The organism is Clostridium intestinale (genome assembly GCF_035905475.1).
Classification (GTDB): Bacteria; Bacillota; Clostridia; order Clostridiales; family Clostridiaceae; genus Clostridium_T; species Clostridium_T intestinale.
Genome location: NZ_CP121166.1, coordinates 3444097 through 3462115, shown reverse-complemented (window position 1 = coordinate 3462115; position 18019 = coordinate 3444097). Strand labels below are relative to the sequence as shown.

General features: G+C 30.1%; 16 protein-coding genes. 12 read left to right on the top strand and 4 right to left on the bottom strand.

The window, feature by feature from the left end:
• The first annotated feature begins 29 nt into the window (after positions 1 to 29).
• The 5 genes from celB (at position 30) to P8F83_RS17725 (ending at position 5628) form a co-directional block, all read left to right on the top strand.
• Positions 30 to 1358, top strand: a complete 1329-nt coding sequence (gene celB / locus P8F83_RS17745; RefSeq protein ID WP_073022828.1) for a PTS cellobiose transporter subunit IIC — start codon at positions 30 to 32, stop codon at positions 1356 to 1358.
• 80 nt (positions 1359 to 1438) lie between these two features.
• On the top strand, positions 1439 to 2479 hold the full coding sequence (gene uxuA, locus P8F83_RS17740) for a mannonate dehydratase (RefSeq protein ID WP_326512103.1): 1041 nt from the start codon (positions 1439 to 1441) through the stop codon (positions 2477 to 2479).
• Between the two features lie 20 nt (positions 2480 to 2499).
• The gene (locus tag P8F83_RS17735) at positions 2500 to 3939 is read left to right on the top strand and encodes a glycoside hydrolase family 1 protein (RefSeq protein ID WP_326512102.1); all 1440 of its coding nucleotides are present in this window, start codon (positions 2500 to 2502) and stop codon (positions 3937 to 3939) included.
• Between the two features lie 33 nt (positions 3940 to 3972).
• Positions 3973 to 4275: a PTS sugar transporter subunit IIB gene (locus P8F83_RS17730; RefSeq protein WP_326512101.1), complete on the top strand. Its 303-nt coding sequence runs from the start codon at positions 3973 to 3975 to the stop codon at positions 4273 to 4275.
• A 114-nt stretch (positions 4276 to 4389) separates the two neighbouring features.
• Positions 4390 to 5628 carry an MFS transporter gene (locus P8F83_RS17725; protein WP_326512100.1) on the top strand — a complete coding sequence of 413 codons (1239 nt, stop codon included), beginning with the start codon at positions 4390 to 4392 and terminating at the stop codon, positions 5626 to 5628.
• A 59-nt stretch (positions 5629 to 5687) separates the two neighbouring features.
• Here the strand turns inward: P8F83_RS17725 and P8F83_RS17720 are convergent, their stop codons facing one another.
• Positions 5688 to 8351, bottom strand: coding sequence for a sigma-54-dependent transcriptional regulator (locus P8F83_RS17720; RefSeq protein WP_326512099.1), 2664 nt, complete (start codon positions 8349 to 8351; stop codon positions 5688 to 5690).
• Positions 8352 to 8792: 441 nt separating this feature from the next.
• On the opposite strand from P8F83_RS17720, the gene P8F83_RS17715 reads away from it, so the two are divergent.
• The 4 genes from P8F83_RS17715 (at position 8793) to P8F83_RS17700 (ending at position 11891) form a co-directional block, all read left to right on the top strand.
• Entirely contained in the window at positions 8793 to 9113 is a 321-nt protein-coding gene (locus P8F83_RS17715; protein ID WP_021803284.1) for a PTS sugar transporter subunit IIA, read from the top strand.
• A gap of 26 nt (positions 9114 to 9139) precedes the next feature.
• Complete coding sequence (locus P8F83_RS17710) at positions 9140 to 9451, top strand: PTS sugar transporter subunit IIB (RefSeq protein WP_326512098.1); 312 nt, start codon at positions 9140 to 9142, stop codon at positions 9449 to 9451.
• An 81-nt stretch (positions 9452 to 9532) separates the two neighbouring features.
• Positions 9533 to 10834, top strand: coding sequence for a PTS sugar transporter subunit IIC (locus tag P8F83_RS17705; protein WP_326512097.1), 1302 nt, complete (start codon positions 9533 to 9535; stop codon positions 10832 to 10834).
• Between the two features lie 160 nt (positions 10835 to 10994).
• On the top strand, positions 10995 to 11891 hold the full coding sequence (locus P8F83_RS17700; protein ID WP_326512096.1) for an ROK family protein: 897 nt from the start codon (positions 10995 to 10997) through the stop codon (positions 11889 to 11891).
• Between the two features lie 88 nt (positions 11892 to 11979).
• Here the strand turns inward: P8F83_RS17700 and P8F83_RS17695 are convergent, their stop codons facing one another.
• The gene (locus P8F83_RS17695; protein WP_326512095.1) at positions 11980 to 13422 is read right to left on the bottom strand and encodes a glycoside hydrolase family 1 protein; all 1443 of its coding nucleotides are present in this window, start codon (positions 13420 to 13422) and stop codon (positions 11980 to 11982) included.
• A 131-nt stretch (positions 13423 to 13553) separates the two neighbouring features.
• On the opposite strand from P8F83_RS17695, the gene P8F83_RS17690 reads away from it, so the two are divergent.
• Positions 13554 to 14420 carry a GNAT family N-acetyltransferase gene (locus P8F83_RS17690; protein WP_326512094.1) on the top strand — a complete coding sequence of 289 codons (867 nt, stop codon included), beginning with the start codon at positions 13554 to 13556 and terminating at the stop codon, positions 14418 to 14420.
• 85 nt (positions 14421 to 14505) lie between these two features.
• Positions 14506 to 15741, top strand: a complete 1236-nt coding sequence (locus P8F83_RS17685; RefSeq protein ID WP_326512093.1) for an FprA family A-type flavoprotein — start codon at positions 14506 to 14508, stop codon at positions 15739 to 15741.
• 47 nt (positions 15742 to 15788) lie between these two features.
• On the opposite strand, the gene P8F83_RS17680 is transcribed toward P8F83_RS17685, so the two are convergent.
• Together P8F83_RS17680 and P8F83_RS23585 are read right to left on the bottom strand one after the other, a co-directional pair.
• Positions 15789 to 16697, bottom strand: coding sequence for an SDR family oxidoreductase (locus P8F83_RS17680; RefSeq protein ID WP_420022598.1), 909 nt, complete (start codon positions 16695 to 16697; stop codon positions 15789 to 15791).
• Between the two features lie 194 nt (positions 16698 to 16891).
• Positions 16892 to 17404 (bottom strand): putative ABC transporter permease, encoded by a 513-nt coding sequence (locus tag P8F83_RS23585; protein WP_420022597.1) that lies wholly within the window; start codon positions 17402 to 17404, stop codon positions 16892 to 16894.
• Between the two features lie 210 nt (positions 17405 to 17614).
• On the opposite strand from P8F83_RS23585, the gene P8F83_RS17675 reads away from it, so the two are divergent.
• Positions 17615 to 18019 (top strand): hypothetical protein, encoded by a 405-nt coding sequence (locus tag P8F83_RS17675; RefSeq protein ID WP_315115538.1) that lies wholly within the window; start codon positions 17615 to 17617, stop codon positions 18017 to 18019.

Here is an 18019-nt window from a genome sequence, read left to right as displayed (position 1 = left end):
TATAAAACAAATTTTTAGGAGGAATTATAATGGGAAACAAATTTATCGATTTTTTAGAAAGAAAAATAATGCCTAAGGCTGCTAAAATAGCAGGACAAAGGCACATAAGAGCATTACGTGATGGTTTAGCTATAACAATGCCTCTTATTATAATAGGATCTATATTCATGATTTTAGGAAATGTTCCTATAGCAGGATATAACGACTTCATAAATGGCATATTTGGAGATGGATTTGCAGCAAAAATATTATATCCAGTTCGTGTAACTTTTGACATAGTAGCAATACTTTCTGTATTCTCAGTGTCTTATCAGATAGCTAAAGATAAGGATGTTGATGGAGTATCAGCAGGAGCAGTAGCTTTAGCATCATTTTTGCTTCTTATTCCAGTATTAACTGTAAACAGCAAACTAGCTGATGGTTCAACTTTAAACTTGGGTAGAGTTTGGCAAACTACAAACTTAGGTGCAGGTGGACTAATAGTTGCAATATTTACTGCAATTATTTCTACTGAAATATTTATATATGTAATCAAGAAAAATTGGGTTATTAAAATGCCAGAATCAGTACCTCCAGCAGTATCAAAGTCTTTCGCAGCAATTACACCAGGTCTTATAATTATAACTTTATTCTTCTTTATCCGTTTAGGATTTGAAGCAACTACTTATGGTAATGTATTTAACTTTATAACAAAATTTGTTGGTTCACCTTTATCTAAAGTAGGTTTATCTTTTGGTGGAATGATAGCTACAATATTCCTATATATGTTCTTCTGGTCATTAGGTATTCATGGTACTCGTGTTGTTTTCGGAGTTATGGATTCAGTTTTACTTCCAGCTATGGATCAAAACAGATTAGCATTAGAAGCAGGGCAAGCACTTCCTAACATAGTAACAAAACAATTCTACGATAACTTTGTTAACATAGGAGGTTGTGGAGCTGCTATAGGTCTTGTAATAGCTATATTTATAGTAGGTAAATCTCAACAGTTAAAGACACTAAGCAGATTAGCAATAGCACCAGCAATATTCAACATATCTGAACCAATAATATTTGGTGTTCCAATAGTTATGAACCCAATAATGATGATACCATTTGTATTATCAAACTTATCAATAGGTATATTAACTTATGCAGCTATGGCGTTTAACTTAGTAAGTAAGCCAGCAGGATTAGCGATTCCGTGGACAGTTCCAGCACCTATATCAGGATTCTTAGCTACAAATGGAGATTTTAGAGCAGTAATTTTACAAGTAATTGCAATTGCTTTATCTGTATTAATATATCTACCATTCGTTAAGGTTTGGGATAAGCAAAAGGTTGAAGAAGAGAACATGTTAATAGAGGCAGAAGCTTAAAAATAAAAAATATTATGGCTAATCACATATAAGATTAGCCATAATAAAGAATAATACCATATAAAGAAGGAGGCATAAGCATGAAGATGACATTTAGATGGTATGGAGAAGATGATCCAGTAACTCTTAAGAATATAAGGCAAATACCAAATGTAAAAGGAATAGTTAGTGCACTTTACAATATACCAGTTGGAGAAGTATGGCCAATAAATAAAATAAAAGAGTTAAAAGAATTGGTAGAAAAAGATGGATTAACACTTGAAGTAATAGAAAGTGTTCCAGTTCATGAAGATATAAAACTAGGTTTACCATCTAGAGAAAAGTTTATAGAAAATTATAAAGAAACCATTAAAAATCTATCTAAGTGTGGAATAAAGGTCATATGCTACAATTTTATGCCTGTCTTTGATTGGACAAGAAGCCAATTAGATAAAGAATTAGAAGATGGATCTACAACTCTAGTTTATTATAAGGAACAGGTTGATAAACTTAATCCTTTAGATGGAGGACTATCTTTACCAGGATGGGATTCATCTTATAAAATAGAAGATTTAAGGGCGTTATTTGACGAGTATTCTAAAATATCTCAAGAGGATCTTTGGAGTAATTTGGAGTATTTTTTAAAACAGATAATACCTGTAGCAGAACAATGCGACATTAAAATGGCTATACACCCGGATGATCCACCATGGCCTATATTTGGTCTTCCTAGGATAATAACAGGAAAAGAAAGTTTAGAAAGATTAGTTAGTATTTACGATAGTCCTAGTAATGGATTAACTGTATGCACTGGTTCTCTAGGATGTTCAAGTAAAAATGATGTTGTTGATATAATAGACGAGTTTTCTAAAAGAGGAAAAATTCATTTTATGCATATAAGAAATGTGAAACTTCTTGATGATGGAAGCTTTGAGGAGTCTGCACATTATTCAAAATGTGGTTCTTTAGATATAGTAGATATAGTAAAAACCTTACACAACAATGGTTTCACTGGATATATTAGACCCGATCATGGAAGAATGATATGGGGAGAAACAGGAAAGCCAGGTTATGGATTATATGATAGAGCTCTTGGCGCAATGTATTTAACTGGAATATGGGAAACACTAGATAAGCAATAAGAATCATAGGAGGAGAAAAAATGAGTAAGAGACAATATAAATTACCAGACAATTTTTATATTGGAGCAGCAGCTTCAGCTTGGCAAACAGAAGGTTGGGATGGAAAAGAAGAAGGTCAAGATTCTTATATGGATCTTTGGTATAAATCGACTCCAGAACTATGGCATAACGGATATGGTCCTACTGTAGCAACAGATTTTTATAATAGGTATAAGGAAGACGTTCAATTAATGAAAAAAGCAGGATTACATTCCTATAGAACGTCCATAGATTGGTCAAGATTCATAATTAATTATGAAACTGCAGAGGTAAGTGAAGTAGCAGCAGAATATTATGATAATCTTATAGATGAATTAATTGCAAATGGAATAGAACCTATGTTATGTTTAGAGCATTATGAACTTCCAGCAGAATTATTCACAAAGTATGGTGGATGGGGTTCTAAACATGTTGTAGATTTATATATTAAGTATGTTGAAGAAGCTTTTAAGAGATATTCTCATAAGGTTAAACAATGGTATACTTTTAATGAGCCTATAGTAGTTCAAACAAGAGTATTTTTAGATAGCATAAGATATCCATTTAAACAAGATACTCAAACAGCTATGCAATGGAATTACAATAAGATTTTGGCAACGGCAAAGGCTGTTAAAGTATATAAAGAAGGTGGATATAATAAAGATGGAGGAAAAATTGGAGTTATATTAAATCCAGACGTTTGTTATCCAAGATCAACAGCAAAACATGATGTTGAAGCAGCTGAAAAATTTGATTTATTCTTCAATAGGATTTTCTTAGATCCATCTATAAAAGGGGAAATCCCAGCAGAACTTTTTGAAATATTAAAAGAACATAACTGCTGTTTTGAATATACAGAAGAAGAGTTACAAATAATTAAGGACAATACAATAGATATTCTTGGGGTTAATTTATATGCTCCTACAAGAGTAAAGGCTAGAAATTTAGCTTGGAATCCAAATACGCCATTCCACCCAGAGTATTTTTATGATAAACATGAACTTCAAGGAAGAAAGATGAATCCATTTAGAGGATGGGAGATATACCCTAAACTTATGTATGATTTCGCAATGAGAGTGAAAAATGAATATGGCAATATTGAATGGTTCATTGCTGAAAATGGTATGGGTGTAGAAAATGAACATAAGTATAAAAATGAAGAAGGAATAATTCAAGACGACTATAGAATTGAATTTATATCTGATCATTTAAGATGGCTAATAAAAGGAATAGAAGAAGGTTCTAATTGTACAGGATATATGCTTTGGGCATTTACCGATAATGTATCTCCACAAAATGCTTTTAAAAATAGATATGGCCTAGTGGAAATAAATTTAGAAGATAACAGAAATAGAAATATGAAAAAATCAGGTTATTGGTACAAAGAACTATCTGAAAAAAGAACATTTGAGTTTGATGATTTTAATTTTGAATACAAATAAATTTAATAATAAATAAATTATGAGGTGATATAAATGAATATTTTATTAATCTGTTCAGCAGGAATGTCAACAAGTTTATTAGTAACTAAAATGGAAAGGGCGGCAAAAGAAAAAGGAATAGATGCAACTATATGGGCAGTATCAACTGATTCTGTAGATAGAAATCTTCCTAAAGCTGATGTTGCATTAATAGGACCACAAATTAGATTCCAATTAGATGTTATGAAGGAAAAGGGAGCTAAATTAGGTGTGCCTGTTGAGGTTATAGATTCAGTAGATTATGGAATGTGTAATGGACCTAAGGTATTAGAAAAAGCCTTGAAAATGAAAAAATAAAAAGCAATCTTCTTGGTATAAGAGATGGTTTTCATATTTAGAAAACCATCTTCTTTTTTATATATTTATAATGAATATATACGGTAAATTTATACTAGGAGGAATTTTATACTTATGGATAAAAAAGCAGTATCGAGTAACAAGAGATTATGGACAAAAGATTTAATATTAATATTATCAATAAATTTTTTTTCAAGCGTAATAATGAACATGTTAAATTCAACTATGCCTCTTTATGTAGCGCATATAGGGGGGAGTAAGTCTAGTGTAGGATTACTTACTGGTATATTTTCTTTGTCTGCATTATTGTTCCGTCCTTTATTCGGAAACATAATAGATAATAAGAGCAGAAAGTTAGTTTTACTTATTGGCGTCAGTATACTTTCTTTGGTATCTCTATCTTATACATTAATTTCATCAGTAGTACTCTTATTGTTTTTAAGAATAATACATGGTATTGGTTTGAGTGCTCAAAGTACGGCAATTGGTACAGTTATTTCAGATATAGTTCCTAAATCTAGACTGAGTCAAGGAGTTGGATTAAGTGGAACTGCAGCAACAATAGCTACTGCTGTTGGACCATCATTAGGATTATATCTAATAGGTAATTTTAATTATAATATATTCTTTTATGGAGCAACTTTATTCGGAATTTTAGCTATAGCTTTTTCTTTATTTCTTAACTATGAAAAGAAAGATAGTAATGTAAAAGAAATAAGAGATAAGAAAGATAATGTTGAGGGTGGGAAAAAGAAGTTAGACCTATTTGAAAGTAGTGCAATACCAGCATCTATAGTAGCATTTTTTATTTTGTTTACGATTTCTAGTTTATTTACCTTCCTACCATCTTATGCAAAAGAAAAAAACATAGAGAATATAGGTTTATTTTTCACAGTATATGCTATTTCCTTTTTAGTTGGAAGAACTATCGCAGATAGATTAACACATAAACTTGGATTAAATAAAATCATAATATTTGGTTTAAGCACAGTAATTATTTCATTTATAATATTAGCATTTTCATCTAATCTTTTGACAATATTGTTTGTGGGAGCTATATATGGATTAGGGTATAGTGTAGCACAACCATCACTTAACTCCATAGCTGTCTCAAATTGTTCGCCAGATCGTAGAGGTGCTGCTAATGCAACCTTTTTCTCAGCTATGGACATAGGATTTTTTATAGGAGCAACTATTTGGGGTATTTTGATTGAAAAAGGAAGCTTTTCGCATGTGTATATAGGATCAGCTATATGTATAGGGCTCGCTTTGTTATCATACATATTTTTAATAGTAAAACCTTCTAAAGAAAAGAAAGAGTGTGAAAGATATAAGACTATGGAAAGTATGTAGAAAGTATAAAAACTCCTACTATATTAAAGCGTAATTAATATAGTAGGAGTTTTTTTATATTACTTTTCTAAGAAGAAATTAGTTATATAACACATTTCATTATCTGGTATTTCAATAGAATACTTTTCTTGGAGGAACATAAGGTTTTCATATATCTTATCGTAAGAATTTTTATTTTCTCTTATGAACTCCTCTTTTTCAGGATACTCAATAGAGTTATCCCCTTTTATTAATCTACTTATCATAAATGCTAAATGAAGAATTATTCCAACTAAGCTTTCTTCCTTAAGTTTTATAGATAAGCTAACTTGGAGTTTTTCTAATAATGTAAGAATATCATTATATAGTTCACTACCTTCTAGATTATCAACATTTTCTTTAATTATTAAAGGCATTTTTAATAAGGTAGTTTTAATATCAACATTTTCTTGAAGTTCATTCATTACCTTCATATTTATAACATCATACATACTGTATTGTTTTATATCTAGATCAACAGGAAGGGATGATACTATAAATAGAATTTCCTTTTCTTCTTGGATTTTAAGTAATTTTTGCTTGAAATAATTTCTGTCTAAACAGTTAAGTGGTATTATTTCAAATACATCTTTATCATATCTAAGATTTTTATTTAAAAAGCTTTTAAGAGCTATAGAGCCACCTTCACCAGTTAAACATGCAGTTATTATTGCTATTTTATTTAGATTTGTTTTAACCGGCTCTTTCGACCTATCTACCTCAAAATATTGATTTACGGACAATACTTCCTTATAAATATCGTTTAGTGAAAATCCTAAAAGTGCCTTTCTTGCAGCTTCCAAAACATGTAGTGTAGATACTAACGGTATTACCTTTGTAGAAACGTCAAACTCTTTAGTTATAGCTTCTGAAAATGTGGTTAGAGATCCCATATCTACAAGAAGTAAGTATTCTTTTAAAGAATTTGAATCTTTATCTTTCTTCACAACTTCTTTAAGTTCTTCTAAAACTTTAAATGGGCTTATGTCTAGTGGTGCATTAATACCTATAACATGATTTTCACCCAAAAGTTTATTAGCTACATTTGCCATTGAGGTAGCAGTAGAATCTCCATGAGCAATTAATATTATTCCAACTTTATTATCTTTATTTGTAAATGTGTCTTCTGGTAATAAGAATATTGCTAAGTAGCCAGCCTCATCTTCTGTTATATCGTGATGGATATGTTTTTCTATTATTTTCTTAGCATTAAGGGCAATTTCAAACTCTTTAGGATATAGTTCTTTTATTTTAGATAATTCAGGATTAGTTATTGTTTTATTTGTATTAACCCTTTTTATTAGTGTATTTATGTGCAAGGCTAAGGCTGTTGAAATATTGTTATTAAATTTTATCTTAGATGCTTTTACAATATAATATAAAACCTTATCAATACAATCTAAAGTATCTTCATCTATAATGGTTAATAAACTTTTTCTATTTATTTCTTCAGAGATTCCAACGATGTGTTTTTGAAAGTGCTTTGTTATATCTTTTTCAAGTATATTCTCTATGGCGATATTAGATATACCTTGAGATTTTAGTTTTTCAAGTTTTTGTTCTATTATTTGGTAAATGCTATTATCATCGTTATTAAATTCTTCTTCTTCATCAGATACCTGATAGGAGAATTTAAAAAATTCTATTTCAAGTCCAGCTAACTTATTCCATAGAACTCTATGATCTATTTCTTTATATAAGCCTTCTTTAATAAAAGGAGGGAGACTTCCGCTATTTATTCTTACATCATGCCTTATATTTGTTAAAAATTCAGAGTAAGCTTTAGCACAAATTAATTGGATATCACTTTTAAGTTGGCCTATATTATTAGGGCAATCATAGGATAATAAAGCTCGTACTGTGTTTAAGGAAACATAAATATCTCTATTTAATTTTATGCTTTCTTGTTTAAAAAACTGTTTAACTAGGTTTAAACGTTCTTCTAGTGATCTCTCGCTAAGCGATGGAATTCTTATAATCATGGGAATTCTTCTAGTAAAAGTTTTCAATAATGCTGATTGGGGGTCTTCAGTTGTAGCAGATATTATAAGCACATCAGATTTCCTTATTTCATAATCTCCCATTCTTCTAAAGGTGCCTGTATCTAAAAATGTAAATAGAGCTTCTTGACCTTCAGGGGGAAGCCTGTGAATTTCATCTAGAAATAACACTCCTCCGTTGGCTTTCTCCATTAAACCTTCTTTATCTGCTTCTGCTCCTGTATAAGTACCTTTTTTTACACCAAACAATTGAGAGGTAAGAAGCTGAGGATTGTTACTATAATCAGCGCAGTTGAAAACAATAAACTGAGAGTTAGATTCTTTAACTCCCATTTCAACAGCATATTCATACATTAATGAAGCGATCATAGATTTACCTACGCCAGTATCCCCTAATAATAAAGAAGGGATTCCTTTAGGTGGATATAATATAGCTGCCTTGACTTGCTCAATAGCTTGTTTCAAGCTTATATTATTTTTAATGAGTAAGTCCAATTTGCTAACAGAAGTTTTTGTGGAAAGTGGAAAAAATAGAACAGGCCTTCCAGAAGATTTATGTATTTTACCTTCCTTATATAGTGAATTAAGTTCATGACTAACATTTGCTCTAGACATATTAAGTATAGAAGATAATGTTCCTGCATCTATGCCTTCACCCTCACTAACTTCTAATAACTTATTAAATATAAGCTCTCGTTTATTCAAATTAAAGACCTCCTTGAAAACAATATAATTAATATATATTATACACCATAAGAACACACAGTACTATATAGAGTTTAAAAAACAAACACTACATAAAAAATGTAAAAAATTAAACAGTTTAATAAAAATTTCTATTAAGTAAAAGTATACATTAAGATTTTTATTAAAAATTTAGGGGAAAATATATATACGAATAAATAAATATTAAACACTAATAATAAATAAATAAACACTGATTGCAGAATTATGATTATGTGTCAAAACAATTAAACACTAAGTATTGAAAATCTAAACTCTAAGCAGAAAATCATACTATATTCAAACACTACATAGTTATTTTTTGTGAAAACGATATATAAAAGCATTCATAGTGTTTTGGCACGAAACTTGCGAATATAAAAAGCATAAAGATAAGGTGTTTAAAAATACGGAGGTAATAAAATGAGTGAGTTAGAACAGGTAATAATGAATATAATAATAAACTCAGGAGATGCTAAGGGATATTCCTATGAAGCTCTAAATGCAGTAAATGAGGGAAACTATGAAGAGGCAGATCAATTAATCGAAAAAGCAAACGAAGCACTAGAAGTAGCACACAATGCTCAAACAGATTTATTACAAAAGGAAGCTGCAGGAGAAAAAACAGAAGTGTCAGTACTGTTTGTACATGCACAAGACCACTTAATGACAACAATAACAGAAAAGAATCTTATAGAACAAATTATGGAACTAAGAAAAATAGTTAATAAACTAGTTAAATAGTATAGATATTTAAGGAGGAAAAAAAGATGATAAAGATCAGATTATTTTGTGCAGCAGGAATGTCAACAAGTGTATTAGTAGCAAAAATGCAAGAGGCAGCTAAAGCTAAGGGAGTAGAAGCTGATATAGAAGCCTTCCCAGAATCAACTATGGGTAAGAAATTAGAAGAAGGAATAGATGTAGCTTTACTTGGGCCACAAGTTAGATATAAATTACCAGCAGCTAAAAAGCTTTGCTCTGCAAAAGGAGTTCCAGTAGATGTAATCAACTCAGTTGATTATGGAATGATGAAAGGTGATAAAGTTTTAGATTTTGCTTTAAAGATGTTAGGAAAATAATCAATAAGGTGTTAAGTTTTGCTACAAATATTTTTAATATTTGTAGCAAACAATACATTTAATCTAAGGAGGAATTATATTATGTCAGAAACACGTAGTGAAAAGTTGATAAACATAGTAATGAAGTTTGTTGAACTTAAAGGAATAGTTGCATTAAAAGACGGAATTATTTATACCTTACCAATGTCATTAATAGGATCAGTATTCCTATTGCTTGCTCAAATCCCATATCAACCATTTAATGATTGGATGGCAGGAATATTTGGAGCAGGATGGACAGAACCATTATTCCAAGTTTATAACTCAACAATGGCAATTATGGCTGTAGTAGCTGTAATCGGTATAGCATACATGTATGCTAAAAATGAAGGTCATGAACCATTGGGAGCAGGAATTATAGCATTTGCAGTATTTTTAATAACATTAGATCAATTTGCAACATCTACAGGTGGAGAAGTTGTGGGAGGAGTTATACCAAGAACATGGCTTGGCGGACAAGGTATGGTAGCTTCAATAATCATAGGATTAACAGTTGGAGCAGTTTATTCTTGGTTCTTAAATAAGAAAATAACTATAAAGATGCCAGCTGGAGTACCACAAGGGGTATCTAACCAATTCTCAGCACTTATACCAGGACTTGTTATAATAACAGCAACAATGTTCATATACATGTTCTTTAAATATGCATTAGGTACAACTTTAATAGGATACATATTTAAAGTATTACAAACACCATTACAAGGATTTACAGACTCTTTAATAGGATTAATTATAACAACTGCACTAGTACCATTCTTATGGTGGTTTGGTGTTCATGGAAACAATATAGTTGGTGGAGTTATGCAAGGAATGCAAATAGCAAACAGACTTGATAACCAAGCAATTATAGATTCAGGAAAAGCTCTTACAATAGCAAACGGTGGCCATATAGTTACAGATACATTTATGGCTAGCTTTGTAACAGTTGGAGGATCAGGATTAACTTTAGGTCTTGCAATACTAATGGTATGGTTCTCTAAATCTGACCAAAACAAAGCATTAGGTGGATTATCTATAGGGCCTGGAATATTCAACATAAATGAACCAATAATATTTGGTTTCCCAATGGTTATGAACCCATTAATGTTTATACCATTCGTATTAGCACCAACAATTTCAGCAGTAGTAGCATATTTTGCTATGAGAGTAGAATTAGTTCCACTATTTACAGGTGTAACAGTTCCTTGGACTACACCACCAGTAATATCAGGTTTAATAATGGGTGGATGGAGAATGGCTTTACTTCAAGTAGTATGTATAGCTATATCTGTAGTAGTATATTTCCCATTCTTTAGAAAAGTGGATTCTATGAATGTTAAGAGTGAGCAAGAAGCTCAAGCTTAAGATTAGAATTTAATAAAAATAATAATAAAGACTCAACGGCTGTTGAGTCTTTATTAATTTGCATATAAATGAAACTGAGTATTTCTAGAATTAATAGAAGTAAGGATAAGGAAATGATATAATAAAAAAGAAAATATTAATGTTGAAGGGATGGGTAAAAATGAGCAAATATCAACTAGGAATAGACATAGGAGGAACTTTTATAAAGTATGCTTTAGTAGACGAAGACTATCATATAGTTGAAAAATGGAAAGTGCCAGCCATTAAATTTGATACTAAAGATGAATTTTATGATTACCTATGTTCTAATTGCAAAGAATTACAAAATATTGACTTTATAGGAATAAGTGCACCAGGTCTAATTGATGCTTACTCCAATGTAAAATCCTATGCTGCTCCTAATGTAAGAATTATGTACGGAACAAATGTTAATAATGAAGTTGCTACAAGAACTAATAAAAGAGTTGCGACAATTAATGATGCTAAATCAGCAGGGCTTTGTGAACTTAAAATAGGTAATGCTAAAGGAAGTAAAAGTTCAGCATTTCTTATAATAGGAACAGGAACTGGCGGATGTATATGTAATTCAGAGGATGTTATTTATGGAAAAGATGGATTTGCAGCAGAGTTTCATCATATGCCTTTTATAAATTTTAAAACAAATAAAATAGATAGGCAGGGAGATTATTGCTCTATGACTGCTTTAATTAAAATTTATAACGATAAGGTTGAAGAAATAAAAAGCCTAAAGTATGGACATGAAGTTACTGAAATATACTTAAAGGGAGATAGTATTGCAAAAGAGTCAGTAGATGAATGGATTAATAATATGAGTACTCAACTTGTGACTATAACAACCTTTTATAACCCAGAGGTAATTTGTGTTGGTGGGGGAATATCAGAAGAAGAATGGTTCCTTGAATTGATACAAAAAAACTTTAGAAGAGTACTAGAAGAATTCGGAACTCCATTTTTAACAACAGAAATAAAGAGATGTAAATATAATAATGACGCAAACATATTGGGCGCTATTATTAATGCAAAAATGCATAGCTAATAGTTTATAAGAATAATGAGTTTTATAAAGAGTATTAGATAGAAAATAAAGAGAGAGCATTTAGTAGAAATGCTCTCTTAATTTAGAATTACTTTAATTCGTCTTCAAAGGATTTGTATTCAAATCCGCCTCTATCAATAACTTTTTTAATCCATTCACCTGATTTTTTTACTCTTCTACTTCTATTATTACTTAAATCTATCTCAACAAAACCATATCTATTTCTAAAAGCATTCATAGGAGATACATTATCTGTAAAGTTCCACATATGATAGGCAGTGCAATTAGCATTTTCATCTTTTATAGCTTTAAATAACCATCTAAGGTGGTCAGAAATATAGTCTATTCTGTAATCATCTTGTATCTGTCCTTTTAAATCTTTATGTTTATATTCATCGTGGACTCCCATTCCGTTCTCCATTATCATCCACTCAATATTTCTATAGTTAGTTTTTATATTTATAGCTATATCATAGAAAGCTTTAGCATATATTTCCCATCCTCTAGATTGATTCATAGTAGCTCCAGGCATAGACCAGCTATCAAAATAATATGAAGGATTAAATGGATTTTCATCATTCCATTTTGTAGCTTTAGCTTTAGCTCTATTTGGTCCATAAAAATTTACTCCAAGTATATCCACAGTATTATTTTTTATTATTTCCAAGTTTTCATCTGTATAACTAGGTAAACAATTATGTTTTTCTAAAGTTTCAAATAAAAGGGATGGAAACTCCCCTTTTATACAAGGATCTAAGTATGTTTTATCTGCAAACAACTCAGCCATATGTGCAGCTTTAATATCTTCTTCGCTATTACTTCTAGGATAAACTTGAGCAACATTTTGTATTATACCAATTTTACCCCCATCTTTGTTATATCCCTTTTCTTTAAAGAGCTTAACAGTTAGTGCTGTAGCTAATACTTTGTGATAATTCCACTGAACAGATTCTTTAAAGTTAACTTTATAAGGATACCATATGGCTTCAGCTACACCTAGGTTAGGCACTACACCAGGTTCATTGAAAGTAAACCATATCTTTACTCTATCAGAAAAGGCCTCAAAGGCTTTTTCAGCATATCTTAAATAGAGATCAACTACCTTTCTACTTCCCCAACCACCATATTTTTGTATTAAGTAATCAGGAAGTTCCCAATGTTCTAAACAAATAATAGGCTGAACATTGTTTGCGATAAGTTCATTAATCATATCATTATAATAGTTTAAAGCATCTTCACTTACTATTACATTATCATAGTCTTCAATAAATCTGGACCAATCTATAGAAGTACGATAACTTTGGAGATTTAAACTATTCATTAATTTAATGTCCTCTTTATACCTGCTATAGAAATCTGTAGCAATGGTTGGTCCATAACCTTCGTACCATTTGCTAGGAGCACTTTTATAAAAAGCATCTGCCCAACTAACTTGATTTTCTTTTTTTCCTTTCCATCCTTCCGATTGCCAAGCAGAAGAGGAGGCTCCTATTTTGAAACCTTCAGGAATTTCATAAAAAATTTTCTTCATAGCTTACCCTCTTTTCATCAATAATTTTTATTTTACCCAACTTTATTATATACTAATAATAAAGTTTAAATAAGTATAATTCGGATAATGGATTAAAAGAATTGTATTAGGGTATTAGGAGCATAAGCGTTATGATAGAAAAAAAATCAGGAATATTAGAAAAAAAACTGATCAAGGAGATAAGAAAAATAGAGAAAGTATGTAAGAAAAATGACAATATAATAAGAGATATAAATCTAGATAGTTCATTGAACTTTAATAATAAGATGAACCATACTTTTTTATATTACAGTGATAATAAAACACTCATTGGTTTCTTATACATGTTTGTACCAACTTCAGAGGAAGCAGAAATTCAAGGATATATACTACCTAAATATAGGGGAAAAGGTTACTTTAAGGAACTGCTTAAAGAGGCAGAAAGTGAACTTAGACAATATGATGTAGACGAAATATTATTTGTATTAGAGTTTAATCCAGAATCCGCTAAGGATAGTTTGGCTGGAATAGACGCTGAATATGAATTCACAGAGTACAGTATGGAGTATGTAGGAAATTTAAATGAGATAGAGTCTACAGAACATAGCGATATAAAAATTTTAGAGGCAATAGATGAAGATTTAGAAGAATTAGTAGAAATCAGCAAAAGGTCCTTTGGGGAAAGTGAAGAGGAAGCCAAGGGTTATATAATGAAGTCTTTAAAAGCTGATAATAGAATTCAATACAAGGTTATATATAAAAGGGAGTGTATAGGACTAGCTGGAGTATATATTGAAGAGACAGAAGCCACTATATTTGGATTTGGAATATTACCTGAATATAGGGGAAGTGGACTTGGAAAACAAGTTTTAAAACTAATATTAATAGAATTAAGACATAAGAATGTAGATGAAATACTAATAGATGTTGATAGTAATAATGAGGTGGCATTTGAACTTTATAAGAAAATGGGTTTTGATATTGAAGTCGCTTTTGATTATTATAGAAGAAAAATTTAAAATTTGATTTGAATCATATTTTTAAAACCTCCAAGGATATAAGATTAGTTCATAAGATAAGTAAATGAATATGGAGGAATTAAATATGAATAATAATATTAAACTTAATGAAAATACTTACTGGATAGGAAAAGTAGATGATAGGGATGTTCCATTTCATAGATTAGTATTAACAAAAGGAACAACTTATAATAGTTACTTACTTAAGACTAAAAAACCTACAGTAATAGATACAGTAGATATAAGTTTTGGAAGAGAGTATGTGGAAAACTTAAAGACTTTGATTGATCCTATGGAAATAGAATATATAGTAATAAATCATTCAGAGCCAGATCATTCAGGGGGATTAGGTAGCCTTGCAGCTCAAGCTAAAAATGCAACTATAGTTTGTACAGAGCCAGCAGAATATGAGTTAAAAGAGATGTATAAGCTTCATAAAAGAAATTTCTTGATAGTTAAAGATGGAGATAAACTTGATATAGGTGGAAAAACTCTAAGATTTTTTGAAACACCATATCTTCATACAGAAGAGACTATGATAACTTACTGCGAAGAGGATAAGATATTATATCCATGTGATATATTTAGTACTCACATAGCTAATTATGAGTATTTCAATGATCTAGCAAAAGAAGATATAGATGAAGATTTTTCAGTATATTATTCATTAATAATGCATCCACATAGAACCTATGTACAAAAAATGATAAATAAGATAAAAGATATTGATATAGATATTATAGCTCCTTCACATGGTTATATATTAAGAAAAGATGCTAAGAAGTATATACAAATGTACGATGTTTTAAGTAAAAACACAGATCTAGGCAAAAAAGCTTTGGTGTTATATTCAACAATGACTTCAAATACCAAAAAATTTGCTGGTAAGATTAAAGAATATCTTGAAAATTTAGATATAGCTACTGATATTATGGATACAAGTAAAGTTTCTAAAGAAGAGGCTATAGAAGCTATTAAAGATGCAGATGCAATATTTCTTGGGTCATCTACAAGATATGGAGATATGATAGGAAATATAGAGGATACTCTTAAAGAATTAAAAAATATAGATTTAGAGGGCAAAGTAGGGGTTGCATTTGGCTCTTACGGATGGAGCGGTGAATCTATAGAAATAATTCAAGATTACTTAAAAGCTACTAATATGAAGGTATTAAGTACATCAGATTTAATAAAATCAACAGGAAGAATAGATATTGAGTTTCCTATAAGAGTAAGATTTTCACTAAACAATGAACAAGAAGAAAAAAGAGTAGAAAGATCTATAGAATATGTAAGTAGTATACTTTTAAAAAATAAATAAATATAAAAAATAAATGCTGAAAATTAAATCAGCATTTATTTTTTTACTTATGTTGCAACAAAACCGCCACCATTTACATGAATTATTTCTCCGGTAACGTAACTAGAATCTTCAGAAGCAAGATAAACATATGCAGGTGCTAATTCTACAGGTTGAGCAGCTCTATGCATAGGACTATCCTTACCGAATTTCTCAACTTCCTCAGCTGGATAACTTGAAGGAATAAGTGGAGTCCAAACAGGACCTGGAGCAACCCCGTTTACTCTTATACCTTGAGAAACTAAGTTTATAGCTAAAGCTCTAGTAAAAGATACTACAGCCCCTTTTGTAGAAGAGTAATCTATTAAGTCCTTATTACCTCTATAAGCGGTTACTGAGGCTGTGTTTATTATGGAACTTCCTGGTTTTAAATAGGGTAGTGCAGCTTGAGTTACGAAGAAGAGAGGAAACACATTTGTTCTAAATGTATCTTCAAGCTGTTTTGCTGTAATATCTAATAAATTTGGTTTATAGAATTGAATTGCAGCATTATTTACTAGAATATCTAGTTTACCAAAGGTTTTGATGGTATCATCGACTATTTTTTTACAGAAGTCTTCCTTTTTTAAATCCCCAGCAATTAAAAGACAACGCCTTCCCTGAGCTTCTACCAAATTTTTTGTCTCTTCAGCATCTTCATGCTCATAGAGGTAAACTATAACTATATCAGCTCCTTCCTTTGCAAATGCTAAAGAAACGGCTCTACCTATACCACTATCTCCTCCAGTTATAATAGCTACCTTATCCTTTAACTTACCACTTCCTTTATAGTTAGGATTATCAAATATAGGTCTTGGGGTCATTAAAGCCTCTATGCCAGGTTGAATAGGTTGATGTTGGGGTGGAAAAGAACTTGGAAAAGAAGTTCCATAAGCACTAGCATCTTGACGCACTTGATATGGATTAGAAAAATTCAAAGTAAATCCTCCCAAAATAAATATGACTATATAAAATTATATGCACATTGAAATAAAGTGTTAAATCATTACACCTTATTATAAAGTGTTAAATTCAGTACACTATATTATAAAATGGTAAATCAACACACCTTATGATAAAATGGTAAATTCAATATGTCATCATATTTAATAATGAAAAAAATTAATATAAGTTATTTATTAGTTCTATATGCAAGTATACTTGTGTAGAAATCAACAAATATGTAAAAAAGAAATATTAAATATGTAAAATCCCATAAAATATATATAAGATGATAAATATAATTAATAATTGGATGAAGGAGCATTATTCCTATAATACTTAGGAGCATCCAATATAGACAAAATCTAAGACATATGTAACTATTTAATTGAAATTTAAAATCTGAATAATCCCAATATTGTTTATTGAGAAGTTTTTTTAAGGAGAATCCTGTAAAATACTCAATACTTGTTGGGATTATTAATGCTAATATGCAGAATAGTAGCATGATATGATACTTATAATAGTAAATTATTAAAAATACAGAGGTAAATCCATACATTGGCTTGAAAGGCCCATTTAAAAAGCTATTTTTAAAAAACTTACTAGTAATTATCAAACTATGCACATTTTCTAAAGTCCAACCCAAGAAGGAGTATACAAAAAAGTAGAAAATTAATTCTTGAAGTGAGAATATATTCATTTTTCAAAATCCACCTTTACTAATTATTATTTAAATAACATTAGTATTGGCAAAAGACTTCAAAATTATATTATAAAAGTTACAGAAATTACTCTTATTGACGCTATGGAGACAAGACTTTATAATTATTATAATGCTAAATTATTGAAAGGTTTAGGACGGAATGTACTTTAGATTAAAAATTATAGTGTGATATGGAAGTGAGAATAAATGACAGATATAATTAAGCTTCTAATGGAAATGGTAAATAATATACATGATTTTTTAGAAGTAATAACTGATAAACTAAAATGGGGGTTTAATGATAAACAGTTACATTTTATAATTATAGGAGTGATAGGCATAATTATATTTGCAATAACTCATGCTCTATTTAAATGGATAGCGAAATATAGTATAACAGTTATATCATTTATATATACATTTACAGTATTACTTGTTATAGTATTTGGGATTGAGATAGGACAAAAGATTACTAAAAGAGGTAATATGGAATTTGCAGATGTTGTTGCAGGTGTTTTGGGATTTATATATATTTTTATAATATATGTAATAATAAGACTTATAATATATATGGTTAAGCAAATAATAAAAAATAAAAAAATAGAGAAGTGA